This is a genomic window from Neorhizobium sp. LjRoot104, from assembly GCF_964253725.1.
Lineage (GTDB): Bacteria > Pseudomonadota > Alphaproteobacteria > Rhizobiales > Rhizobiaceae > Neorhizobium.
The window spans coordinates 1,551,537-1,574,999 of the sequence record NZ_CAXURS020000001.1; the positions used below are offsets into that span (position 1 = coordinate 1,551,537).

General features: G+C 62.4%; 22 protein-coding genes. 10 read left to right on the plus strand and 12 right to left on the minus strand.

The annotated features are described in order from the left end of the window. Window positions 1–133 precede the first annotated feature (133 nt). On the plus strand, window positions 134–454 hold the full coding sequence (locus ACSQ8R_RS07905; protein ID WP_046640358.1) for a 2Fe-2S iron-sulfur cluster-binding protein: 321 nt from the start codon (window positions 134–136) through the stop codon (window positions 452–454). A gap of 418 nt (window positions 455–872) precedes the next feature. On the opposite strand, the gene ACSQ8R_RS07910 is transcribed toward ACSQ8R_RS07905, so the two are convergent. Further along, on the minus strand, window positions 873–1,493 hold the full coding sequence (locus ACSQ8R_RS07910; protein WP_436252840.1) for a DUF922 domain-containing Zn-dependent protease: 621 nt from the start codon (window positions 1,491–1,493) through the stop codon (window positions 873–875). A 106-nt stretch (window positions 1,494–1,599) separates the two neighbouring features. Between ACSQ8R_RS07910 and folP the strand changes: the two genes are divergently transcribed. From folP to folK, 3 genes are read left to right on the plus strand one after another with little or no spacing between them, the layout of a single operon-like run. Next, window positions 1,600–2,475 carry a dihydropteroate synthase gene (gene folP / locus ACSQ8R_RS07915; RefSeq protein WP_436252841.1) on the plus strand — a complete coding sequence of 292 codons (876 nt, stop codon included), beginning with the start codon at window positions 1,600–1,602 and terminating at the stop codon, window positions 2,473–2,475. After that, window positions 2,475–2,840, plus strand: a complete 366-nt coding sequence (gene folB, locus ACSQ8R_RS07920) for a dihydroneopterin aldolase (RefSeq protein ID WP_436252842.1) — start codon at window positions 2,475–2,477, stop codon at window positions 2,838–2,840. Before folP ends, folB begins: the two co-directional genes overlap by 1 nt. Continuing rightward, the gene (gene folK, locus ACSQ8R_RS07925) at window positions 2,809–3,351 is read left to right on the plus strand and encodes a 2-amino-4-hydroxy-6-hydroxymethyldihydropteridine diphosphokinase (RefSeq protein WP_436252843.1); all 543 of its coding nucleotides are present in this window, start codon (window positions 2,809–2,811) and stop codon (window positions 3,349–3,351) included. The genes folB and folK overlap by 32 nt, the downstream gene beginning before the upstream one ends. 16 nt (window positions 3,352–3,367) lie before the next feature. Here the strand turns inward: folK and ACSQ8R_RS07930 are convergent, their stop codons facing one another. The 4 genes from ACSQ8R_RS07930 to ACSQ8R_RS07945 all read right to left on the minus strand — a co-directional run bounded on the left by ACSQ8R_RS07930 (window position 3,368) and on the right by ACSQ8R_RS07945 (window position 7,157). Further along, window positions 3,368–3,922 (minus strand): hypothetical protein, encoded by a 555-nt coding sequence (locus ACSQ8R_RS07930; protein WP_436252844.1) that lies wholly within the window; start codon window positions 3,920–3,922, stop codon window positions 3,368–3,370. Between the two features lie 102 nt (window positions 3,923–4,024). Further along, the gene (locus ACSQ8R_RS07935) at window positions 4,025–5,104 is read right to left on the minus strand and encodes a YcjF family protein (protein WP_436252845.1); all 1,080 of its coding nucleotides are present in this window, start codon (window positions 5,102–5,104) and stop codon (window positions 4,025–4,027) included. Beyond that, window positions 5,101–6,570, minus strand: a complete 1,470-nt coding sequence (locus ACSQ8R_RS07940; RefSeq protein ID WP_436252846.1) for a YcjX family protein — start codon at window positions 6,568–6,570, stop codon at window positions 5,101–5,103. The genes ACSQ8R_RS07935 and ACSQ8R_RS07940 overlap by 4 nt, the downstream gene beginning before the upstream one ends. Window positions 6,571–6,647: 77 nt before the next feature. Further along, window positions 6,648–7,157 carry a SixA phosphatase family protein gene (locus tag ACSQ8R_RS07945; RefSeq protein ID WP_436252847.1) on the minus strand — a complete coding sequence of 170 codons (510 nt, stop codon included), beginning with the start codon at window positions 7,155–7,157 and terminating at the stop codon, window positions 6,648–6,650. 270 nt (window positions 7,158–7,427) lie between these two features. On the opposite strand from ACSQ8R_RS07945, the gene dksA reads away from it, so the two are divergent. Continuing rightward, window positions 7,428–7,847: an RNA polymerase-binding protein DksA gene (gene dksA, locus ACSQ8R_RS07950; protein ID WP_007771163.1), complete on the plus strand. Its 420-nt coding sequence runs from the start codon at window positions 7,428–7,430 to the stop codon at window positions 7,845–7,847. An 83-nt stretch (window positions 7,848–7,930) separates the two neighbouring features. On the opposite strand, the gene ACSQ8R_RS07955 is transcribed toward dksA, so the two are convergent. Further along, window positions 7,931–9,031 (minus strand): flagellar biosynthetic protein FliO, encoded by a 1,101-nt coding sequence (locus ACSQ8R_RS07955; protein WP_436252848.1) that lies wholly within the window; start codon window positions 9,029–9,031, stop codon window positions 7,931–7,933. Window positions 9,032–9,283: 252 nt separating this feature from the next. Between ACSQ8R_RS07955 and cckA the strand changes: the two genes are divergently transcribed. The 5 genes from cckA (at window position 9,284) to ACSQ8R_RS07980 (ending at window position 17,869) form a co-directional block, all read left to right on the plus strand. Further along, window positions 9,284–11,896 carry a cell cycle histidine kinase CckA gene (cckA, locus tag ACSQ8R_RS07960; protein WP_436252849.1) on the plus strand — a complete coding sequence of 871 codons (2,613 nt, stop codon included), beginning with the start codon at window positions 9,284–9,286 and terminating at the stop codon, window positions 11,894–11,896. 246 nt (window positions 11,897–12,142) lie between these two features. Then, complete coding sequence (gene recA / locus ACSQ8R_RS07965) at window positions 12,143–13,231, plus strand: recombinase RecA (RefSeq protein ID WP_436252850.1); 1,089 nt, start codon at window positions 12,143–12,145, stop codon at window positions 13,229–13,231. Between the two features lie 183 nt (window positions 13,232–13,414). Next, window positions 13,415–16,075 carry an alanine--tRNA ligase gene (alaS, locus tag ACSQ8R_RS07970; RefSeq protein ID WP_436252851.1) on the plus strand — a complete coding sequence of 887 codons (2,661 nt, stop codon included), beginning with the start codon at window positions 13,415–13,417 and terminating at the stop codon, window positions 16,073–16,075. Window positions 16,076–16,128: 53 nt separating this feature from the next. Then, window positions 16,129–16,995, plus strand: a complete 867-nt coding sequence (gene ttcA, locus ACSQ8R_RS07975; RefSeq protein WP_436252852.1) for a tRNA 2-thiocytidine(32) synthetase TtcA — start codon at window positions 16,129–16,131, stop codon at window positions 16,993–16,995. Between the two features lie 49 nt (window positions 16,996–17,044). Continuing rightward, a complete protein-coding gene (locus ACSQ8R_RS07980) occupies window positions 17,045–17,869 on the plus strand; it encodes an inositol monophosphatase family protein (RefSeq protein WP_436252853.1) in 825 nt (274 codons plus the stop codon). Between the two features lie 56 nt (window positions 17,870–17,925). On the opposite strand, the gene ACSQ8R_RS07985 is transcribed toward ACSQ8R_RS07980, so the two are convergent. From ACSQ8R_RS07985 to purL, 6 genes are all read right to left on the minus strand, one after another. Further along, window positions 17,926–19,131 (minus strand): multidrug effflux MFS transporter, encoded by a 1,206-nt coding sequence (locus ACSQ8R_RS07985; RefSeq protein WP_436255411.1) that lies wholly within the window; start codon window positions 19,129–19,131, stop codon window positions 17,926–17,928. 132 nt (window positions 19,132–19,263) lie between these two features. Further along, window positions 19,264–19,599, minus strand: coding sequence for a Grx4 family monothiol glutaredoxin (grxD, locus tag ACSQ8R_RS07990; RefSeq protein ID WP_007770088.1), 336 nt, complete (start codon window positions 19,597–19,599; stop codon window positions 19,264–19,266). Between the two features lie 155 nt (window positions 19,600–19,754). Further along, window positions 19,755–20,018 (minus strand): hypothetical protein, encoded by a 264-nt coding sequence (locus ACSQ8R_RS07995; RefSeq protein WP_436252854.1) that lies wholly within the window; start codon window positions 20,016–20,018, stop codon window positions 19,755–19,757. Between the two features lie 3 nt (window positions 20,019–20,021). Then, window positions 20,022–20,258 (minus strand): BolA family protein, encoded by a 237-nt coding sequence (locus ACSQ8R_RS08000; RefSeq protein ID WP_007770085.1) that lies wholly within the window; start codon window positions 20,256–20,258, stop codon window positions 20,022–20,024. A 107-nt stretch (window positions 20,259–20,365) separates the two neighbouring features. Further along, on the minus strand, window positions 20,366–21,049 hold the full coding sequence (locus ACSQ8R_RS08005) for a hypothetical protein (RefSeq protein WP_436252855.1): 684 nt from the start codon (window positions 21,047–21,049) through the stop codon (window positions 20,366–20,368). A 149-nt stretch (window positions 21,050–21,198) separates the two neighbouring features. Then, window positions 21,199–23,406 carry a phosphoribosylformylglycinamidine synthase subunit PurL gene (gene purL / locus ACSQ8R_RS08010; protein WP_436252856.1) on the minus strand — a complete coding sequence of 736 codons (2,208 nt, stop codon included), beginning with the start codon at window positions 23,404–23,406 and terminating at the stop codon, window positions 21,199–21,201. Window positions 23,407–23,463 lie beyond the last annotated feature (57 nt).

Sequence of the window (23,463 nt, forward strand, 5' to 3'; positions counted from 1 at the left end):
ACGAATCAGCTTCGCGCGGCGCCGATGGAATAGCCGGCGGCGCCCGGAAATATTGACTGCGCCGGGGTTTTATCGGAAGACAGCGCGCTTAAATAGTGTGCCCTGACCCTTCAACATCCCGGATTTCCCTATCATGACGAAACTGACCATCGTTGCCTTCGACGGAACGCGCTTCGATATCGAAGCCGAGCCTGGCTCCACCGTAATGGAGAATGCGGTTCGCAATTCCGTCCCCGGCATCGAGGCCGAATGCGGCGGCGCCTGCGCCTGCGCCACCTGTCATGTCTATGTCGACGAGGCCTGGACCGAAAAGGTCGGCCCGCCGGCGCCCATGGAGGAAGACATGCTCGACTTCGCCTTCGAGGTGAAGCCGAACTCGCGCCTTTCCTGTCAGATCAAGATCAAGGCGGATCTCGACGGGCTCGTCGTCAACGTGCCCGAGCGCCAGGCCTGATCCGCGGCCTGATCGTCCCTTAACCGACCGCCTGTTTCCGGGCAAAAAAAAGCCTCGCCCCGCAAAAGCGGCAAGCGAGGCAAGGCGGGCGCATCACCAGCAGGGGAGGGAGGAAACACCTGCGGCTTGAAGACGCGCCAGGAGAACTAAAACACCGGAAACCAAAACTCAGGAACACCTGATACAACCGCGTCCGACACATCGGTCCGAAAACCGGAAAGGTACGCTGATCTTGCGGCTATCTACCTCGTATGCCTCGTTTTTCGAAGACTTGGTAGGTAAGCTATGTCTTAGGTTATATCCGAGATTCGTATTTTAGACTATCACCATAAATCACCCGTCATTGACGAGGGCTGGCGCAAGCTTCGCAAAAGTTCGGCGACGGTTGGTCGGGCTGATTCACCCCCCAAAAAATCGATCAATTGCCGGATCGCTTCATGCGATACTGCAACAGCCGCATCATCCGCGCGTCGAAATTGGCCGCCTCGATCTGGTCGAACCGCAGCTGCTCCCGGTCATGCGCCTCGAGAACACGGCGGGTCGTCTCAGCCACCTGTCTTTCCAGCGCATCGCAGGTTCTGTTGGAGGGGAGGCTGAGCAGTTCCCGTTCGAGCTGGCGTGCGTTGTTACGGGCGATTTCCGCGTGCCGCTCCTCGTGGCGCTTGATGTCCTTCGACAGAGTATCCCAGATGAAGCCGAGATCGGCCGTGGCACGGCCGCGATTGGTCCAGCGCGGCAGGATGATGTGGGTTCGAAGCGTCACCCGCGCCCCGCCGACCGAGCATCGTCCGCCCTTGTCCACATAGGTGACGTCGCCGCCGAACTTGATTTCGGTGGCGCCGGGATGCCGATGGCCGGTGCCGCGGGTGAGGGGACCACGGTTCTCCAGTTCCTTGTCGAGGTCCTCGGCCGTGCGGCCGCCGATCCGGAAATAGGAATAGGTCTTGTTGATGATCGGTTCTGACATGGCCGTCGCAGGGAACACGCAGATGAGAAGAAAGACACCGAAAAACCGGCGGACCCTGCGCATGAAGAACATTCTATGGCCTGCGACGTTGAACTTATGGGGACCTTGGGGCATAGCCAGCCTGAGCGCAACACAAAGGCATCAAATTTTGCGTTACCCTTCGAAAGACGGCCGGCCAGTGATATCGCAGCGCAACAGCACCTGGCGTGTCGGGCGCGGGCGTGCCCTTGAACTCAGTCGCCAAGGCCAGATTATGGCGATCATCAACATCACGCCTGATTCCTTTTCCGACGGCGGAAGGTACGCAAGCAGGGATGCCGCGGTGGCCCATGCCGTTGCCTGCGTCAGCGACGGCGCCGCTATCCTCGACATCGGCGGCGAATCGACGAGGCCCGGCGCGGCCGAGGTGACGGCGGCGCAAGAGCAGGACCGCGTCCTGCCGGTGATCGAAAAGCTCGCGGCCGAGACCGATGCGCTGATCTCGGTCGATACCTATCGGGCGGAAACCGCCCGTCTGGCGATGGCGGCGGGAGCCCATATCATCAACGATGTCAACGGCCTGCAGCGCGAGCCGGAGATCGCAACCGTTGCGGCTCAAACATCCGCCGGGGTCTGCATCATGCATACCGGCCGCGGGCGCGAGCAGGACAAGCGGCCCGATCGTATCGCGGACCAGGAGTTTTTCCTGCGGCAATCGCTCGAGATCGCTCGCGGCGCCGGCATTTCCGAAGAAGCGATCGTGCTTGATCCCGGCTTCGGCTTTGCCAAGGACCGAGACGACGACATCGAATTGATGGCGCGCTTTTCCGAACTGCATAGGCTTGGTTTTCCGCTGCTCGCCGGTACCTCGCGCAAGCGTTTCATCGGCGCCTTGACGGGACGCGAGAAGGCGAACGAACGCGACGTCGGCACCGCCGCGACCACGGCGATCCTGCGCCTTGCGGGGGCCTCGATCTTCCGCGTCCACAACGTTGCCGCCAACCGCGATGCGCTGGCGATGGCCGACGCGGTTCTCGCCGCAGCCTCCGCCTACAACGCAAGAGAGGGCCTTTGATGGCGACCTACACGATCACGCTGAAGAACTGTGCGTTCTACGCCAAGCATGGCGCTTTCGAGCAGGAGGCCACGCTCGGCCAGCGTTTCTTCATCGACGTCATCATGGATGTCGAGGCGGACGAGGCGCTCGAAAATGATGATGTCGCCAGCACGGTGCACTACGGCATCGCCTACGAGATCGTCGAGAAGGTGGTGACGCAACACCGCCGCAACCTCATCGAGACGCTCGCCAAGGACATCGCCAAGGCACTCTGCGCCTGGTCGCCGCAGATCCGCCGGGCAGAGATCGCCGTGCGCAAGCCGAGCGTGCCGATCCCCGGCATCCTGGATTATGCGGAGGTGCGTGTTGAGCATTTCGCCTGAAAAGACGTTCGAGATCGCGGCGCTCGGGCTCGGCGGCAATATCGGCGACCCGCCGTCGTCGATGGCCGAGGCGCTCAGGCAGCTCGATGGGCGCGAGGATTGCCGGGTTCTCGCCGTCTCGAAACTCTATTCGACGCCGCCCTGGGGCAAGACCGACCAGGCGGATTTCTTCAACTGCTGCGTCCTGGTGGAAACCTCGCTGGAGCCCGAGGACCTGCTGGACGTCTGTCTGTCGATCGAGCGCGGCATGAAGCGCGTTCGCCTGGAGCGCTGGGGACCACGCACCATCGACATCGATATCCTGACCTATGGGACGCGGGAACAGAAAACCGAAAAACTGGAAGTGCCGCATCCGCGCATGACCGACCGCGGCTTCGTGATGATGCCGCTTGCCGATATCGCCCCGGATCTTCTTGTGAAGGGAAGGAAAGTGCGCGACTGGCTTGGTGGAGCCGATATTGCCGGCATCAAGGTCGCGCGCGACAGCCAGGACTGGTGGCGGGGCGCCTGAGGCGCCCCTTGCTGTCTTATTGCTGGATCGAGCCGACGGCGATCGAATCCATGTCGCGGTCGAGGCTGAGCCCGATCACCGGGACCATCTGGTCCTCGACCTTGATCGAGATGGTGATGTTCATCTTGTTCTCGCCGCGCAGGCTCGCGACCATCGCGCCGTTGAGCTGATTGCGGTTGATGCCCATGACGACCTTGTCGCCGCTGACCGAACCGGAAATGATGTCGAGACCCTTTCCTTCGGCGCCGTCCAGGAACTTGCCGGTATAACCGCGGCCGTTCTGGGTGATGGTGGCCGACATCGGCTGCTGGAATACGCCGACGCGGCAGGTTCCGTCGAGCTTGATGCCGACATTGCTGTCCGGGACCGCGGCGCCCGTGAGGTTGCAGTTGAATTTGGTGCCCTTGTACTTCCCGGCGACGATTTCGCCGGGACCCTTCCAGACGCCTGCGACCGACTGGAAGAAAGCCTTGTCGCGCGGAGCGGCCTCGGCCTGCGGCGCAACGGCGGAGGTCGCAGCGACCGTCAGAATGGCGAACCCGCCGAGAAGCGAAAAGAAGCGCGAATACATGAACTTTCCCCTGACGAGCAGCAACCTTAAGTGTCCCGTAATTTAGGCGGGAATGGTTAACGACTGGTAACGATGGCCCGGTCTGAGCCATGGTCAGGTACTCTATTGTTCATCTTTCCGCCCGCCGACAGTGGCGATATCCGAGATGAAATCGCCGATTCCGGGCCTTTTGAGCGCCCGGAAGGGCAGCGGCCGGCAGAGATCCATGGCAGCGATGCCGATTCGCGCCGTCAGCAGTCCGTTGATCACGCCTTCGCCCAGCCGCTTGGATAGTTTCGAGGCCAGGCCGTGCCCCAGAACCTGTTGCGCGACACCGTCGCCGACGGCGATCGAGCCGGTCACGGCGAGATGGGCGATGACGTCCCGCATCAGCCTCAAAAGCCCAAGCGTGCCGGGTCTGCCGCCGTAAAGCTCGGCCATGGCACGGATCAGCCGGGTCACTTCGAAAAGCACATAGGCGAGATCCACGATGGCGCGCGGGCTGACCGCGGTGACGATCGAGACACGTTTCGACGATCCGAGGATAAGCACCCGGGCCTTGCGGTCGAGCGGCGCCAGCAGTTCTCGTTCGGCAAGCTCGATGAGCTGCGGCCCGTCGATGATCTCGTCCTTCGTAGCATCGAGGCTGGCGCGACCTTTGGCGGTCTCTGCCCGGTGACCAAGGATCTTGGTGAGGGTGGCGACGACGGCGCGCGCGGCGACCGGGCGAGGGGAAAGGACTGCCTCTTCCGCCTGGGCCTTCAGCGTCTGGACGGCAGAAAGCCGCATCATGCCGAAGATTTCGCGGCCGACGATCACGGCGACAGCGAGGAGCCCGATGGCAAGCGCGGTGAGCGCCGCGTATCCCAGCCAGTCGGCGCGGGTGAACAGGTCGCGGACGACGCTATCGGCCCAGAGACCGAAAGCGAGGGACAGGAAGGTACCGAAGGCGGCCGTCGCCAGATTGACGAACGAGAACCTCTTGCGCGCCCGGGGCTCGGCGACCGGGATGGCCTCCGCGGCGAGTTCAGGCGGCGTCACGAACGGATCCTGTTCGTCGGGCGTCACCACGACGCCATCCTCGAAGCTGCGCGGGCTGCGGCGAGGGACTGGCAGGGTTTCTTGCCGGGACGCGCTTTCCTCCTCGACGGAGAAAGATGCGGGCCGGCGCCGATTGTTCTGAGGTGATTCGGGCGGTCTCATGCGAGGCGGTCTCCGAACAGGAACTGCATGGCGCGGTCGAGCCGGATATGCGGCACCGAAAGCTTGATGCCGCCATTCGCCTCTTCCAGCGCCGGCGGACGAAAGCGGACCACATTGATCTCGGGAAGTTCCGCGTTGATGGAATCCAGCTGCTGAAAGAATGCTTCAGGATTTTCCGGCAAGTCACCAGGAAATATCGCGGTTTTCTTATTTCCGTCGAATCGCTCGCCGTTGATCATCTCACCCGAAATCGGCGTGCCGACGATGACCGGCAGCAGGTGACCGTCCTCCTTGACCGTCGCCTCGCGGGTGGCGCGCACCGATGCGATGGCCATCACCTCGATGCCGGCGCCGGCCATGCCGATGCGCTGGACGGCGCGATCGACCAGCCGGCCGGTGAGCCGTTCCAGGCGGTCGTGGCTTTCGTGGTGCAGGTGATCCGCCTTGGTGGCCGCGACCAGGACCTTGTCGATCCGGCGCCCGATCAGGGAGGAGAAGAAGCTGTTGTGGCCGGGACGGAAACAGGCGAGCACGTCGGTCAGCGCCCGTTCCAGATCCTGCACCGCTTCAGGCCCGCGATTGATCGCCTGCAGCGCGTCGATCAGCACGATCTGCCGGTCGAGACGGGCGAAATGCTCACGGAAGAACGGTTTGACGACGACATTCTTGTAGGCCTCGTAGCGGCGCTCCATCATCGCCCGCAGCGATCCCTTCGGCGCTTTGCCATCCGGCATGTTCGGCAGCGGCGCGAAGGTCAGCGCCGGCGAGCCTTCGAGGTCTCCCGGCATCAGGAACCGGCCGGGCGGCAGGGTCGAAAGCGACCGTTCGTCCGCCTTGCAGGCCTTGAGATAGCCCGCAAAGGCCTCCGACAATCGCCGTGCGGTCATTTCGTCAGCCGGGGCGTCCGCATCTATGCTGTTTGCAAGGGTGAGCCATTCCCGCGACAGTTCCTCGCGGATGCCGGTCCCGGCAAGTGTTACGGTATTTTCGCTGAAGGTACGGAAATCCTGCCCCAGCAGCGGCAGGTCGAGCAGCCATTCGCCGGGATAGTCGACGATGTCGATCGACAGCCGGCCGCGCGAAAACATCCGGCCCCAGCCACTGGCGCTCTGGTAGTCGAGGGTGATGCGCAGTTCCGAGATCGCACGGGTCGAATCCGGCCAGATGCGGTCGCGCACCAGTGCCTGGATGTGATCTTCGTACTGGAAGCGCGGGATGGCGTCGTCCGGCTGCGGTTCGAGCCGCACGGCGGCGATTCGGCCGGACCGGAACGCCTCGAAGAGCGGCAGCCGGCCACCGTTCAGGAGATTGTGGACGAGCGACGAGATGAACACGGTCTTGCCCGCCCGCGACAGGCCGGTCACACCGAGCCTGATCGTCGGATGCACGAGGCCCGAGGCACGGTCGGCGAGATTGTCGAGCGCGATGCGCGCGTCATCCGAGAAGCTGGTAAGCGAAGGCGGCAAGGCGTCGTTCCGGGTCCAGTGTTTACGCCTATATAGGAAGCCGGTGCGAGGCCGCAACGCCGTCGCTCGGGTCCAGTTCAGGCGGTCAGGAAGTCGGTCAGGGTCCAGGCTGCATCCGAGCCGGCGACAAAACCGCGATAATCGAGCACCGCAAAGCCGGCAGGAGGATAGCCGCCGGGGACGGCCGCAACCATCTGGTCGGCGCCGATCAGCCCTTCCAACACTTCTTCCATGGTCGGGTTGTGCCCGACGAGCATGACGGAGTTGCTGCCTCGCTGGCCTGCCAGAACAGCGAGATAGGTGCCGAGCGAGCCGTTGTAGAGCTCGTCGATGAAGACAGGCTCGATCTCCTCGCTGATCGCACGTCGGATTGCCTCGGCCGTCTGGCGGCATCGCGTGGCGGTGGAACTGATAAGAATATCAGGCCGGTAGTTGCGATCGGCAGCCTTGTCGGCAACGACCTCGGCCTGTGCGAAGCCCTGATTGTCGAGAGGCCGATCGAAATCGTGCTGTCCGGGCTCCGCCCAGCCGGACTTGGCATGGCGCAGCAGGTAGATGCGGGAAGGAGGAGGAGTGATCGTCGTCATGCCCGGCACCGCTAGTGAGAGGATGGAAGCGATGGGTAGCCTTTCGGCACGAGACTCGTCAACTGCCGCAGATGTTCTGATACAGCCGGCCCGAGCGCAGCCGGCTGTGGAGAAGAGTTTCGGATGTTCAGAATAAAAGCTTAAAAAATAGCCGTTTAGCGGATTTTTATGACAGTTTTAAAAATGCCTTAATACTGAGCGCGAGGCTTGAATCGGGATGGGAGGATAGGATATAGAGCGCCGCATGAGATGTTCTTCAGGAGAATCGCGTTGAGTGAGAAGATCGATCTTAGCAATTATGTCCTCTCGGAAAACGACGAGTTCATGAATGCAAATCAGAAGGCGTATTTCCGGGCAAAGCTTATCGCCTGGAAAAACGATATCCTGAGAGAAGCGCGCGAAACGCTGGGTCACCTGGCAGAAGAGAGCGCCAACCATCCCGATCTCGCCGACCGGGCTTCCTCCGAAACCGACAGGGCCATCGAGCTTCGAGCCCGTGACCGCCAGCGCAAGCTGATTTCCAAGATCGATGCCGCCTTGCAGCGCATCGAAGACGGGACCTACGGTTACTGCGAGGAAACGGGCGAACCGATCGGCCTCAAGCGTCTCGACGCCCGTCCGATCGCCACGCTGTCGATCGAGGCGCAGGAACGCCACGAGCGGCGCGAGAAGGTCTATCGGGACGAATAACTCGCCCGATCAGTCGGAAACGAATTCAGGGCACGGTTTTCCGTGCCTTTTTTCTTGGCCGAAAATTCAAATCCCGGGTTGGCTCACTTGTCGCGGGTGACGGACATCTCGCCGAAGATGCGGGCGACTTCCGACTGCAGGCTTGGTTCCGGCGTTGCGCCGGTGACCGGCGGCACACCGGGGTTCCTCGGCTGTATCTGGCGGTTCGGCGCCGGGACGACGGCGGTCTCGCGGGCGGCGAGGTTGTTGGCCATTTCCTCTTCGAGTATCCGTTCGAAATCGCTGCCGAGCTGTTTCGGCTTTTCGGCGGCCGATTGCAGGGCAGGTGGCACGATCGCGGCGCTGACCGGCACGACGCGCGGCTCGGGTGCTTCCTGGAAGACCCGTCCACGGGCGGCATCGAGCACATCGACGGCGTCGTCGAAGGCCGGAACCTGGGGGGTAACCGGGGCAGGCGGCGGAGGTGCAGCAGCCGCTGCCAGTGCCGCGATCGGCCGCAACTGTTCGGGTTTTATCTCCGGGGCTTGACGGGCCGGCGGCTCGATCCTGGGGGCGGCCGCCGGCTCGGGAACTGCGGCATTGCTGGCCGGGGCAGGTGACGCGGGGGCAGGCGACGCGGGGCGCGGCGCCAATGTGCCGCTCATCGCTATAGGCCCCGTGTTGGGAGCCGCCGGCGGCACTGCTCGCGGTGTCTCTCGCGGCGGCACGACGCTTTCACGGGCCGGCTCGACGCGCGGTTCCGGCGCCGCGGGACGTGGGATCGGGGCGGGGCGTGGTTCGGCGACTGCGGCCGGTCGGGATTCCATGGGAGGTGCCGCTTGGACGGGAACCGTCATGTCCATAGGCTGGAACCGGTTGGCCCCTGTCGCCAGGGTTGCCGGCATGGCAGGTGCCGCAGTGGAAATTCCGCTTTCGATGACGATATCGGTCGGCCCGCCGATCATGATCAGGTGTTCGACCCCGTCGCGGCGGATGAGGACCAGGCGACGGCGCGCATCGACGGCCGCCGCATCCAGCACCTGCAGCCGCGGCTGCCGGTTCTTGCCGCCGCGCACGAAGGGCGAAGGGCCGGTACGGCTGCGGATGATCCACAGCACGCCGACAAGCAGGAGAAGCCCGATGCCGACGCCGACGACTGCGATCAGGAGGTTGCCTCCATAGGCGCCTATCAGGTCATTCAACATATCTTGCCACTCCTCATCTGAAAGCCGCGGTAAAAAACGACTTTTTTCCTACCGAAGCAAGCTGCTAACTGTCACTCTCCCGCGCTGAAAGACAGCGTAGGAATGTTAAGATAGGTCACTCCGCCAAACTGTCCCGGGTTTTGTGGTGCAGCAGAGCTTTTTGCTTAACCTGCAACTTGCTAATAAGGAATCGCGGGATTCCCGATCCCTGAATGTTGATGGCCGCAGCGCCGGTCGAAATGCGAGGAATTGATGACGAAGTTGCAGCAGAGCGGCAACTACGAGGCGCCCCTGGTGGAAAAAGGGACGCGTGGCGGCACCATCATCCGGATCGTCCTTCTGGCGCTCGTTCTCTGTGGCGTGGCTGCCGGATTCGTGCTGTTCCAGCATGCGCTCGACAACGAAGTGGTGCTCGGCCTGCTCGGCATTCTCGCGATGGTCGGCATCTTCTTCCTGGTCTCCTCGATCATCGGCCTCGTCGAGGTCATGCCGCAGTCGCGTTCAGACGAACTGGCCCGCGGTTTCCTGGCCAACCATCCCGACGGCATTCTGATCACCGACGCAAGGGGCCGTATTCTCTACGCCAATGCCGCCTATGGCCGGATGACCGGCGCGACCAAGGCGAGCAACGTGCAGTCGCTCGAAGCGCTTCTGTCCAAGACCCGCGAATCGACCGAGGCGCTTTACAGGTTGACGACGGCTCTGCGCGAAGGCCGGGAAGGCCATGAGGAATTCCGGCTTCTCCAGCCGATCGGACGCACGACCGGCAACGGCTCCGGTGCCCATTGGTACCGTCTCAAGGCACGGCTGCTGACGCCCGCCGACAGCCGCAAGGGCCAGCTCGACATCTGGCAGATCACCGACATCACCTCGGAACGCGACGACCAGGAGCGGTTCTTCCGCGAACTGCAGAACGCCATCGACTATCTCGACCACGCGCCCGCCGGCTTCTTCTCCGCCGGCAAGAAGGGCGAGATCTTCTACCTGAATGCCACGCTTGCCGAATGGCTCGGCATCGACCTGACCAAATTCGTGCCGCGCTCGGTGACAATAGCCGATCTGGTCGCGGGCGAGGGCATGGCGCTGATCCAGTCGGTGCAGGCCGCACCCGGCCTGAAGCGCACCGAAACGCTCGACCTCGATCTGCGCCGCGCCAACGGCCAGAGCCTGCCCGTGCGGCTGGTGCACAATGTCAGCGCCACCCGCGACGGTGCGCCGGGCGAAAGCCGCACCATCGTGCTGGCGCGGCCGAAGGGCGGCGAGGGCGACCAGTCCGCCTCCGCGATGCGCTTCACGCGATTCTTCAACAACACGCCGATGGCGATCGCCTCCGTCGATGGCGAAGGCCGGATTCTGCGCATCAATGCGCCGTTCCTCAAACTGTTCGCCGGTGTCGTTTCGCGCGACGACGTGGACGCCGGTATCGAACTCGACCGCATCGTGCACGACAATGCCCGCCCGCATCTGATGCAGGCGATTGCCGCTGCCAAGGATGGACAGGGCGATATCGCCCCGATCGATTCGCGCCACCCAGGCGATGAGAACCGCTATGTGCGCTTCTATGTGAACGCCGTGATCGACGAGAGCGACGAGGCGCCGGAAGAGGCCGCGATCGTCTATGCCGTCGAGACGACCGAGCAGAAGGCGCTCGAAACCCAGATGGCCCAGACCCAGAAGCTCAATGCGGTCGGCACGCTGGCGGGCGGCATCGCCCACGACTTCAACAACGTCCTGACCGCGATCCTTCTGTCCTCCGACCATCTTCTGCTGCAGGCACGGCCCTCCGATGCGAGCTTCGCCGACCTGATGGAGATCAAGCGCAACGCCAACCGCGCCGCCGTGCTGGTGCGCCAGCTGCTCGCCTTCTCGCGCAAGCAGACCATGCGGCCGGCGGTCTTGAACCTGACCGACGTCGTCGGCGACTTGCGCATGCTGGTCGACCGGCTGATTTCCGGCACCAATGTGAAGCTCGAAGTGGATTACGGCCGCGATCTCTGGCCGGTGCGCACCGACCTGTCGCAATTCGAGCAGGTGCTGATCAACCTCTGCGTCAACGCGCGCGACGCCATGCCCCAGGGCGGCACGATCCTGATCAAGACCCGAAATGTCTCCGCCGAGGACGCGGGCGGGTTCCACCAGACGGATCTGCCGGCCGAGGATTTCGTGATGGTCGAGGTGTCCGACACCGGAACCGGCATTTCGGCCGAGATCATGGACAAGATCTTCGAGCCGTTCTTCACCACCAAGGAAGTGGGCAAGGGCACGGGCCTCGGTCTCTCCATGGTCTATGGCATCGTCAAGCAGTCCGGCGGCTATATCTATCCCGAATCGGAAGTCGGCCGCGGCACCAGTTTCCGCATCTTCCTGCCGCGCCACATTCCCGAAGCGCCTGTCGTCGTCCAGGACGCTCCCGCAGCCGGTGCGCAGGCGCAGCCGGCCGTTCTCGCGCCTGTTCCGTCGGCGCCGGTTTCCGACGACCTGGACCTCACCGGAAAGTCGGCGGTCGTCCTTCTCGTCGAGGACGAGGAGGCAGTTCGTCGCGGCGGCAAACGCATGCTGGAAACCCGTGGCTATACCGTGCATGAGGCGGGCTCGGGCACCGAGGCGCTCGAGATCATGGAAGAGCTCCAGGGCCAGGTGGATATCGTCGTCTCGGACGTCGTCATGCCGGAAATGGACGGCCCGACGCTTTTGACCGAGCTGCGCAAAACCTATCCGGACATGAAGTTCATCTTCGTCTCGGGTTATGCGGAGGATGCGTTTGCCCGCAACCTGCCGGCCGACGCCAAGTTCGGGTTCCTGCCGAAACCTTTCTCGCTGAAGCAGCTCGCCGTGGCGGTCCGGGAAATGCTCGATTCGGAGTGAGAATCGGACGCTCTCTCATAAATATCCAGACGCCCCGATTCGCTTTCGGATCGCGGCGTGGCATTGATTTCACAAACGAATTTTAAACACCCGGGCACGGTGGAACATTTTGAGAACGAAATCGAAATAGCTATTTTGACTCAATCGTTTGATCGGTGCTTGCCAAATGAGAACAAAATAGGTACATCACCTTTATCGGCTGCTTCATTGCTTGCGCGGCGGCAATAACCTAAAGGTGGGATCAACATGGCACAGAACTCGTTGCGGCTGGTAGAGGATAAAGGCGTGGACAAGAGCAAGGCGCTGGAAGCAGCACTGTCACAGATCGAACGGTCCTTCGGTAAGGGCTCGATCATGAAGCTCGGCGCGAACGAGAGCATTGTCGAGGTCGAGACGGTTTCGACCGGCTCTCTCAGCCTCGATATCGCACTCGGCATCGGCGGTCTGCCGAAGGGCCGCATCATCGAGATCTACGGTCCGGAAAGCTCCGGCAAGACGACGCTGGCGCTGCAGACGATTGCCGAAGCCCAGAAGAAGGGCGGCATCTGCGCCTTCGTCGACGCCGAACACGCGCTCGATCCGGTCTATGCCCGCAAGCTTGGCGTCGATCTCCAGAACCTGCTGATCTCGCAGCCGGATACCGGTGAACAGGCGCTTGAAATTACCGATACGCTGGTCCGTTCCGGTGCCGTCGATGTTCTCGTCGTCGACTCGGTCGCGGCTCTGACCCCGCGTGCCGAAATCGAGGGCGAAATGGGCGACAGCCTGCCGGGCCTCCAGGCACGCCTGATGAGCCAGGCGCTGCGCAAGCTGACGGCGTCGATCTCCAAGTCCAAGACGATGGTGATCTTCATCAACCAGATCCGCATGAAGATCGGTGTGATGTTCGGCTCTCCGGAAACCACCACCGGCGGCAACGCGCTGAAATTCTACGCCTCGGTTCGCCTCGACATCCGCCGCATCGGCCAGGTCAAGGAACGCGAGGAAGTGGTCGGCAACCAGACCCGCGTCAAGGTCGTCAAGAACAAGATGGCGCCTCCCTTCAAGCAGGTCGAATTCGACATCATGTATGGCGAAGGCGTTTCCAAGACCGGCGAACTGGTCGATCTCGGCGTCAAGGCCGGCATCGTCGAGAAGTCCGGCGCCTGGTTCTCCTATAACAGCCAGCGTCTCGGCCAGGGCCGCGAGAACGCCAAGACCTTCCTGCGCGACAACCCCGAACTCGCACGCGAGATCGAGACGTCGCTGCGCCAGAATGCCGGCCTCATCGCCGACCGCTTCCTGCAGAATGGCGGTCCAGATGCCGACGATGGCGATACGACCGCCGAACTGTAAGCGGTCCCGCCGCACTCGGAGTTTTCTCCGGCCGCTTACGATCAGCCCGGTCGCCATCGAAAAATGTGCGGCCGGTTTCTCGTTTGGCCAGGCGGTGGGCGGCTGGACAGTTGTGGGTGTGGGCGATACAAGCCTTTGGTTTTCGAATAATAGGACCGCATCCGGCGGTAAAAAGGGCGTAGCATGAGCGGCGTGAATGAAATCCGGTCGACCTTCCTCGACTATTTCCGAAAGAACGGACACGAGGTCGTCTCCTCCAGTCCGCTGGTGCCGCGCAACGATCCGACGCTGATGTTCACCAATGCCGGCATGGTGCAGTTCAAGAACGTCTTCACTGGCCTTGAGAAGCGCCCCTATTCGACGGCGACGACAGCGCAGAAATGCGTTCGCGCCGGCGGCAAGCACAATGACCTCGACAATGTCGGTTATACCGCCCGCCATCACACCTTCTTCGAAATGCTCGGCAACTTCTCCTTCGGCGACTATTTCAAGGAACGCGCCATCGAGCTTGCCTGGAACCTGATCACCAAGGAATTCGGCCTCGATGCCAAGCGTCTGCTGGTGACGGTTTATCACACCGACGACGAGGCTTTCGACCTCTGGAAGAAGATCGCCGGCCTGTCGGACGACAGGATCATCCGCATTCCGACCAGCGACAATTTCTGGGCGATGGGCGATACCGGCCCCTGCGGTCCTTGCTCGGAGATCTTCTATGACCATGGCGATCACATCTGGGGCGGACCTCCCGGTTCGCCGGAGGAAGATGGCGATAGGTTCATCGAGATCTGGAACCTCGTCTTCATGCAGTACGAGCAGGTGACGAAGGAAGAGCGGATCGACCTGCCGCGTCCGTCGATCGACACCGGCATGGGCCTGGAGCGTGTTGCCGCCGTCCTGCAGGGCCAGCACGACAATTACGACATCGACCTGTTCCGGGCGCTGATCTCAGCCTCGGAAGAGGCGACCGGCGTCAAGGCGGAAGGCGAGCATCGCGGCAGCCACCGCGTCATCGCCGACCACCTGCGCTCCTCCGCATTCCTGATCGCCGACGGTGTGCTGCCGTCGAACGAAGGCCGCGGCTATGTACTCCGCCGCATCATGCGCCGCGCCATGCGCCATGCGCAGCTGCTCGGCGCCCGCGATCCGCTGCTCTTCAAGCTGCTGCCGGCGCTCATCCAGCAGATGGGCCGCGCCTATCCGGAACTGGTGCGCGCTGAATCGCTGATTTCGGAAACTTTGAAGCTCGAGGAAAACCGCTTCCGCAAGACGCTGGAGCGCGGCCTTTCGCTGCTGTCGGATGCGACGAACACGCTTCACAAGGGCGACATGCTCGATGGCGAGACCGCTTTCAAGCTCTACGACACCTACGGTTTTCCGCTCGATCTGACGCAGGACGCTTTGCGCGCCCGCGAAATCGGTGTCGATATATCCGGCTTCACCGACGCGATGGAGCGCCAGAAGGCGGAAGCCCGGTCGCATTGGACCGGTTCCGGCGACAAGGCGACGGAAACGATCTGGTTCGAGCTCAAGGAAAAGCACGGCGCGACCGAGTTCCTCGGCTACGACACTGAAACGGCCGAAGGCGTGGTCCAGGCGATCGTCCGCGATGGCAAGGCTGTGGACAGCGCTTCGGCCGGCGATCAGGTCCAGGTCGTCGTCAACCAGACACCATTCTACGGCGAATCCGGCGGCCAGATGGGCGATACCGGGATAATCTCGACGGACAATGGCAAGCTCGACGTCTCTGATACCCAGAAAAAGGGCGAGGGCCTGTTCGTCCACATCGCGACCGTCGCCGAGGGCACGTTGAAGGTCGGTGATGCGGTGGCGCTGACGGTCGATCATGCCCGCCGCTCGCGGCTGCGTTCCAACCATTCGGCTACTCACCTTCTGCATGAGGCGCTTCGTGAAGTGCTCGGCACCCATGTGGCCCAGAAGGGTTCGCTGGTGGCGCCGGAGCGGCTGCGTTTCGACGTGTCGCATCCGAAGCCGATGTCGGCCGAGGAGTTGCAGAAGGTCGAGGACATGGCGAATGCCATCATCCTCCAGAATGCGCCGGTCACCACGCGCCTGATGAGCGTCGATGACGCCATCGCGGAAGGCGCCATGGCGCTGTTCGGCGAAAAATATGGCGATGAAGTCCGCGTCGTTGCGATGGGCAAGGCGATCGAAGGGCCGAAGGCCGGCAAGCCTTATTCGATCGAGCTCTGCGGCGGCACGCATGTCAATGCGACCGGCGATATCGGCCTTGTCCGCGTTCTCGGCGAAAGCGCCGTCGGCGCCGGTGTTCGTCGTGTCGAGGCGGTGACGGGCGAGGCGGCGCGGGCCTATCTCGCCGAACAGGACGAGCGCGTCAAGACGCTCGCAGGCGCCTTGAAGGTGCAGCCGGCGGAATTGGTTTCGCGCGTCGAAGCGCTGCTCGACGAGCGCCGCAAGCTTGAGAAGGAACTGGCGGATGCCAGGCGCCGGCTTGCCATGGGTGGCGGGCAGGGCGGCTCGGCCGGCGATTTCAAGGAGATCGGCGGCATCAAGTTCATGGGCAAGGCGCTGAGCGGCATCGATGCCAAGGACCTCAAGGGCCTGGCGGATGAAGGCAAGGCGAGCCTCGGCTCCGGCGTCGTCACGCTGATCGGGGTTTCGGAAGACGGCAAGGCGAGCGCCGTGGTCGCGGTGACGCCGGATCTGGTCGACCGTTTCAGCGCCGTGGATCTTGTCCGCATCGCATCCGTGGCGCTTGGCGGCAAGGGCGGCGGCGGCCGGCCGGACATGGCCCAGGCCGGCGGACCCGATGGCGCCAAGGCCAACGAGGCGCTCGACGCGGTGGCGGCCGCTCTCGGCGCCTGACGATCAGCACCGCAAGCGGGCATAGCCCGCTTTTCGGCTTCAAGGGAAAACCAATGGGCGTGACGGCCACGATCGATGACGAGCTGGATGAGGTCGAAAACGGCCTCGTGCCGGCGCTCTTTCGGGATGCGCCGAGCTCGGTCTCGTTCAACAAGCTGCGCAAGCGCCTGCTCCGGCAGGTGCGGCAGGCCTTCGATGATTTCGGCATGCTGAACGGCCGGAAGCGCTGGCTGGTGGGCTTGTCCGGCGGCAAGGATTCCTATTCGCTGCTGGCGGTGCTGCTCGATCTGCAATGGCGCGGCCTGCTGCCCGTCGAACTCGTCGCCTGCAATCTCGACCAGGGCCAGCCGAATTTCCCGAAACACGTGCTGCCCGACTATCTGGCTTCGATCGGCGTCAGACACCGCATCGAATATCGCGATACCTATTCGATCGTGAAGGAAAAGGTGCCGGAAGGTGCCACCTATTGCTCGCTCTGTTCGAGGCTTCGGCGCGGCAACCTCTACCGGATCGCCCGCGAAGAGGGCTGCGATGCTCTGGTGCTCGGCCATCACCGGGAAGACATACTTGAGACCTTCTTCATGAATTTTTTCCATGGAGGCAGGCTCGCCGGCATGCCGGCAAAGCTGTTGAACGACGAGGGCGACGTGATGGTGCTGAGGCCGCTCGCTTATTGCGCCGAGGACGATCTGGCCAAATTCGCCACTGCCATGCGGTTCCCGATCATCCCCTGCGATCTCTGCGGCTCGCAGGATGGCCTGCAGCGCAACGCCATGAAGGCGATGCTTGCCGATATCGAGGCCCGTATGCCGGGCCGCAAGGATACGATGCTGCGTGCGCTCGCGCGTGTGAACCCGTCGCACCTGCTCGATCCGAAACTTTTCGATTTCTCCGGCCTGCAATCCGCTCAAGACGTGTGAATTGCTCCCGACCCCAACCTTCCCGCACTAGCCCCAAGAGACAGTCGTCATGACCCTTCCGCTCGACATCACGAAGCTTGCCGATCTTCTGCGGCTTGCCGCCAAGGCAGAAATCCTGCCGCGTTTCCGGCGGCTCGGCAGCGGCGATGTGCGCTCCAAGAGCGAGCCGTCCGACCTGGTGACGGAAGCCGACGAGGCGGCCGAGCGGATGATCCGGCGCGAGCTCGAAGCGTTCGCGCCCGACGCGCTCTTCGTCGGTGAGGAATCAGTGGCGGCCGACCCGTCTTTGCTCGCCAGGCTTGCCGACGCGGACTTCGCGGTGGTGGTCGATCCGGTCGACGGCACGTTCAACTTCGCCTCGGGCATCCCGGCCTTCGGCGTCATGGCCTCCGTCGTCTGGAAGGGCGAGACGGTCGCCGGCATCATCTACGATCCGATGGGCGACGACTGGGTCATGGCGGAAAGGGGCGCCGGCGCCTTCCTGCGACGGCCGGACGGCGAGGCGATCCGGCTCGCGGTCGCAGAATCCCGGCCGATCGATGCCATGATCGGCATGGCGTCCCCCGGATATTTCTTCGGTGGCGAGCGGGAGCGGATCCTCGGCAATCTCGCCAAGGTCCGGTTCTTCGCCAACTACCGCTGCTCGGCTCACGAATACCGTACCTTTGCGGGCGGCCACGTGCAGTTCGTGCTCTACAACAAGCTGATGCCCTGGGACCACCTGGCCGGCACGCTGATCGGCACGGAGGCGGGTGGTTACGTGGCGCGCTTCGACGGCTCCCCATACATGCCGCACCATGTCGACGGCGGGCTGCTGCTCGCTACCGACAAGGAAAGCTGGCAGATGCTGCGCAACGAGATCATCGGCCACTGAAATGATGGCGATTCCCAGCAAAAGGCCGGATTGCTCCGGCCTTTTACTGGGGGAGATCAGATCTTCGGATTATGCGGCTGGAAGAGTTTTCCCTTTTCGCCGATCAGCACGAAGATCAGCCCGATGATCGAGACGGTGAAGAAACCCGCGACCAGCGGCAGCGCCGTGCCGTTGAAGGACTGGCCGATCGCAACCCCGATCAGCGCCCCGCCGACCGTGCTCATGAAGCCGAGGACGGCGGAGGCAGTTCCGGCGACATGGCCAAGTGGCTCCATGGCAAGCGAATTGAAGTTCGAGCCGATCCAACCGAACTGGAACATCGCGAGCCCGAAAAACACGATGAATATCACGAGCGGCATGGGTTGAGGCCCGAAGATCTGCACGAGCATCCAGACGAACGTGATGCCGATGAAGCCAAGCAGCGAGCCGTGCGAAAGGCGCCGCATGCCGAAACGTCCGACAAACCGGGCGTTCAGGAAGGATGCGGCAGACATGAACACCGCCACGCAGGCGAAGACCAGCGGAAACCAGACGCCGAGACCGTAGATCCCGACATAGATCTGCTGTGCCGAGTTGATGAAGCCGAACATTGCGCCGAAAATGAATGTGCTGGCAATCGTGTAGCAGAGGGCGAGGCGATTGGTCAGAACCATCTGGAAGGCGTGCAAAATCGAGGACATGGTGAAGGGACGTACATCGGCCGGATCGAGCGTTTCCGGAAGGCGCGAATACATCCAGAAGCCGATACAGAGCGAGGCGACCGCCATGAACACGAAGATCAGGTGCCAGTTGCCGAACAGCATGATCACCTGGCCCGTGGCCGGCGCGATGACCGGCACGACCATGAAGACCATCATGATCAGCGACATGACTTCCGCCATGGCGCGGCCGCCGTATACGTCGCGCACGATCGAAATGGAAATCACCCGGGTTGCGGCCGCTCCTGCGCCCTGGATGAAGCGAAGGACCAGCAGCGCGCCGAATGACGGCGCGATGACGGCGCCGACCGCGCAGACGAAATAGAGGCCGAGGCCGAAGAGCATCGGATTCCTGCGACCGAAACGGTCGGAGATCGATCCATAGATGATCTGCGCGGCGCCGAGGCCGAAGAGATAGGCCGAAACGACATATTGCCGATGGTTCTCGTTGACCACGCCGAGCGAGGCGCCGATTTCCTGCAGGCCGGGGAGCATGATGTCGATGGCAAGCGAATTGATGGCCATCAGCATCGCCATCATCGCGATGAATTCGACCCGACCCATGCCGCGCAGGCGGGCCGGGGCCGGTTGTGAAGGATTGGTCACAGCAGTTTCCTAAAACAACGTGAAAGGCGCCGTTGGGAGCGGCGCCTTGAAAATGTCTTCTAAAAATCCCGGGCCGGAGCCCGGAAAATCTCAGGCCGCGCCGCGGACGCTGATGCCCTGTTCCTGCAGGTGAGTCTGCAGTTCGCCGGACTGGAACATCTCGCGGACGATATCGCAACCGCCGATGAACTCGCCCTTGACGTAAAGCTGCGGAATGGTCGGCCAGTTGGAATAGTCCTTGATGCCCTGGCGGATTTCCGCATCTGCGAGCACGTTGACGCCCTTGTAGTCCAGGCCGAGATAGTCGAGGATCTGCACGACCTGGCCCGAGAAACCACACTGGGGGAACTGCGGGGTGCCCTTCATGAAGAGAACCACGTCATTGGTCTTCACTTCGTTGGCGATAAAATCGGTAATTCCGCTCATGTCCTATCCTTTCACATGCGGTTTCAAGGGCCGCTGCGCTGCGTCATCTGCCTTAAATAGCAATGTGGCATCGGGAATTCCAGCGGAATAGTCCGCAGGAATGCGCTTATTGCGTCGCGAGACAGCTGCCTAAGCCTTGAGCCGCTAGATTAGGGTCAGCGGCTGCGCTGCTTGCTGCGGCTTGCCGTCGTGCGCCGGCGGCTCACCTGTTTCGTCGCCGGTTTCGCCGCACGGCTGCTTGTGGTCTTGGTGCGTGTGGTCTTGGTGCCTGCGGTCTTCTTGGCGAAACGCCCGGTAGTGGCCGAGCGGACCTGCCGCTTCTTGCGTTTGGCGGGAGTGCGGCCATGCGACTTGCCGAGAAGTTCCTTCAGGGCAGTTTCGACGAGGCCGGTAACGATCTCCTTGATCAGGTCAGCCATCGCTCACTCCGCCGGAGCCGAAGTCTGCAATGCCAGCGCATGAAGCACGCCGCCCATATTGCCCTTCAGAGCCTCGTAGACCATCTGGTGCTGCTGCACCCGGCTCTTTCCCCGGAACGCTTCCGCCACCACTTCCGCGGCATAGTGGTCGCCGTCGCCAGCAAGATCCCGGATGGTGACCTTGGCACCGGGAATGCCGGCCTTGATCAGGTCTTCGATTTCACCGGGTCTCATAGCCATGACGTCATCCCTTTTCTCCTCCGCGGACTCAAAACCGCAGAACCTTTTGTCAGGATACACTGCCTCAAAGCTGCTCTCCGGTCAAAGCTGGATCGAAGAGCTCCGCCTCAATGGTGCAAGAATACGTGTTTCACCTTGTGGAGGCTGGCTTTGGCCCGGGTTCTGAGCGGTGGAAGATGCTGCGTGCGGGAGAATCGAAAAAGCCAGACGGAACTCAGGGTCAGGATCATGAAACCGTAGGATTCAATGCTCTCCTCCATCACGACAATATCGAAATGCTCGGCAAGCTGGCTGCATCCGAGAACGGCGGCAACCAGGGCCAGCGGCCACGAAAGGCGCGGATGAATGGCTCGAAGAACACCCCCTCTATGGCGATACTCGAACACGATGGTCGCAAGCAGCAGGACGAGAGCGACAAGGCCGATAATAATCGGGAGCCAGGTCTTCGACACACAAAAAACTGTCATACTTCCACGGCATATTGGCATCTCGCGCATGAAGAAGACGATGGAGATGCAGGCCGTCGCGATTGCGACGAAACGGGCCAATATCCGGGTCCCCAATGCTGCCATGACGGCAAAAAGGGCGGTGATGGCAAGCGAAGCAGATTGAATGTCTTCGATGGGGCCGTCTTCATTGAAGATATCGTGGGTGGACATTCCCATCTTCGAAAAAATCATCCAGGCCAGAACGTTCAGGCAAAGGGTGATGATCAGTGCATCGAGCCAGATGCGCTTGTAGTGCCAGGTCGGGCCCGATGACCTCAACCAGGTCAAAATCGGCATAAGCATTGTGCGCGCTTACTTTCATATCTCAGAAAACCGCCATGCTTATCGGGACAGCCCGAGTCCATCAATCCCTCGCGCCTCAAATTTGTTCACCTGTGCCAATAAACCGCGATCGGAAACCGCGGTCATGGCACGAGGGCGATCTGGATGGGTCAGGCCATGAAGGCCGGGAACCAGCTTTCGTGGGCTTCCGCAAGCTGCGGGACCGCAATGCTGATGAGATCGTCCACCAACAAGCTGTCGCCAGCGACGGTACCGAGCGTGCGGAAGGGCACACCTGCGCCTTCAGCATTCGCCTGCACGAAATTGGCGAGATCGGTTGGCACCGCGATGACATAGCGGGCCTGGTCTTCGCCGAACAGCAGTGCATGGACCGGGCCGCGCTGCTCCTTGAGGCTGACCTTCATGCCCTTGGCCGAAGCCATCGCCATTTCGGCAAGCGTGATCGCAAGACCGCCAGAGGAAATGTCGTGGCAGGCCGTTACCTGACCGTTGCGGATGAGTGAACGGATGAAATCTCCGTTGCGGCGCTCCGCCTTCAGATCGACTTCCGGGGGCGGGCCATCGATCGTGTCGAGGACGTCGCGCAGATAGACCGACGAGCCGAGATGGCTGCCGTCCGTGCCGATCATGATCAGCTTGTCGCCGTCGTTGGCAGAACCGATCTTCGCCATCTTCTGCCAGTCGGGCAACAGGCCGACGCCGGCAATCGTCGGGGTCGGCAGGATCGCGACGCCGTTGGTCTCGTTGTAGAGCGACACGTTGCCGGAAACGATCGGGAAATCCAGCGCCCTGCAGGCCTCGCCGATGCCCTTGATGGCGCCGACCAGCTGGCCCATGATTTCCGGCTTTTCCGGATTGCCGAAATTGAGGTTGTCGGTGGCCGCGAGCGGCTCGGCGCCGGTCGCGACGATATTGCGCCAGCATTCGGCGACCGCCTGCTTGCCGCCTTCGAACGGATCGGCCTCGACATAGCGTGGCGTGACGTCGGAGGAGAAGGCGAGCGCCTTGGTCGGATGGGTCTCGATGCGAACGACGCCGGCATCACCGCCCGGGCGCTGCAGCGAATTGCCCTGGATCAGCGTGTCATACTGTTCCCAGACCCAGCGGCGGCTGGACTGGTTGGCCGAACCGACAAGCTTCAACAGGGCCTGGTTATAGTCAGCGGGTGCGGCGACCTGCGAGGGGGGCAGGGCTGCGCGAACATTCGACTGGACCCATGGCCGATCGTATTCCGGGGCCTGGTCTCCGAGATCCTTGATCGGCAGGTTGGCGACTTCTTCGCCCTGATGCAGGACGCGGAAGCGCAGGTCGTCGGTGGTCTTGCCGACGATGGCGAAATCGAGGCCCCATTTGACGAAGATCGCCTTGGCCTGCTCTTCCTTTTCCGGCTGCAGAACCATGAGCATGCGCTCCTGGCTTTCCGAAAGCATCATCTCGTAGGCCGTCATCCGGTCCTCGCGCACCGGCACCTTGTCGAGGTCGAGTTCGATGCCGAGGTCGCCCTTGGCGCCCATTTCGACGGCGGAGCAGGTGAGGCCGGCGGCACCCATGTCCTGGATCGCGATCACCGCGCCGGTCGCCATCAGTTCGAGGCAGGCTTCCAGCAGGCACTTTTCGGTGAAGGGATCGCCGACCTGGACGGTCGGGCGTTTCTCTTCGATGGACTCGTCGAATTCGGCCGATGCCATCGTCGCTCCGCCGACACCGTCGCGGCCGGTCTTGGCGCCGAGATAGACGACCGGCAGACCGACGCCCTTGGCTTCAGACAGGAAGATCGCGTTGGATTTGGCAAGCCCGGCCGCGAATGCGTTGACCAGGATATTGCCGTTGTAGCGCGGATCGAACTCCACTTCGCCGCCGACCGTCGGTACGCCGAAGGAATTGCCGTAACCGCCGACGCCGGCAACCACGCCGGACACAAGATGCTTGGTCTTCGGGTGGTCTGGCGCGCCGAAGCGCAGCGCGTTCATGGCCGCGATCGGGCGGGCGCCCATGGTGAAGACGTCGCGCAGAATGCCGCCCACGCCCGTCGCCGCGCCCTGGTAGGGCTCGATATAGGACGGGTGGTTGTGGCTCTCCATCTTGAAGACGACGCAATCGCCATCGTCGATATCGACGACGCCGGCATTCTCGCCCGGCCCTTGAATGACGCGCGGCCCCTTGGTCGGCAGCGTTCGCAGCCACTTCTTCGAGGATTTGTAGGAGCAGTGCTCGTTCCACATGGCCGAGAAGATGCCGAGTTCCGTGAACGTCGGCTCACGACCGATCAGATCGAGAATCCGCTGATATTCGTCGGGCTTCAGGCCATGTGAGGCGACGAGTTCGGGGGTGATCGCGATACTGTTCGGAATGGTCATGATCTTCTCTGGATTGAAGGGCCAAGCTCTTGGCGCTCTTTAGCCTATGTCGCCAAG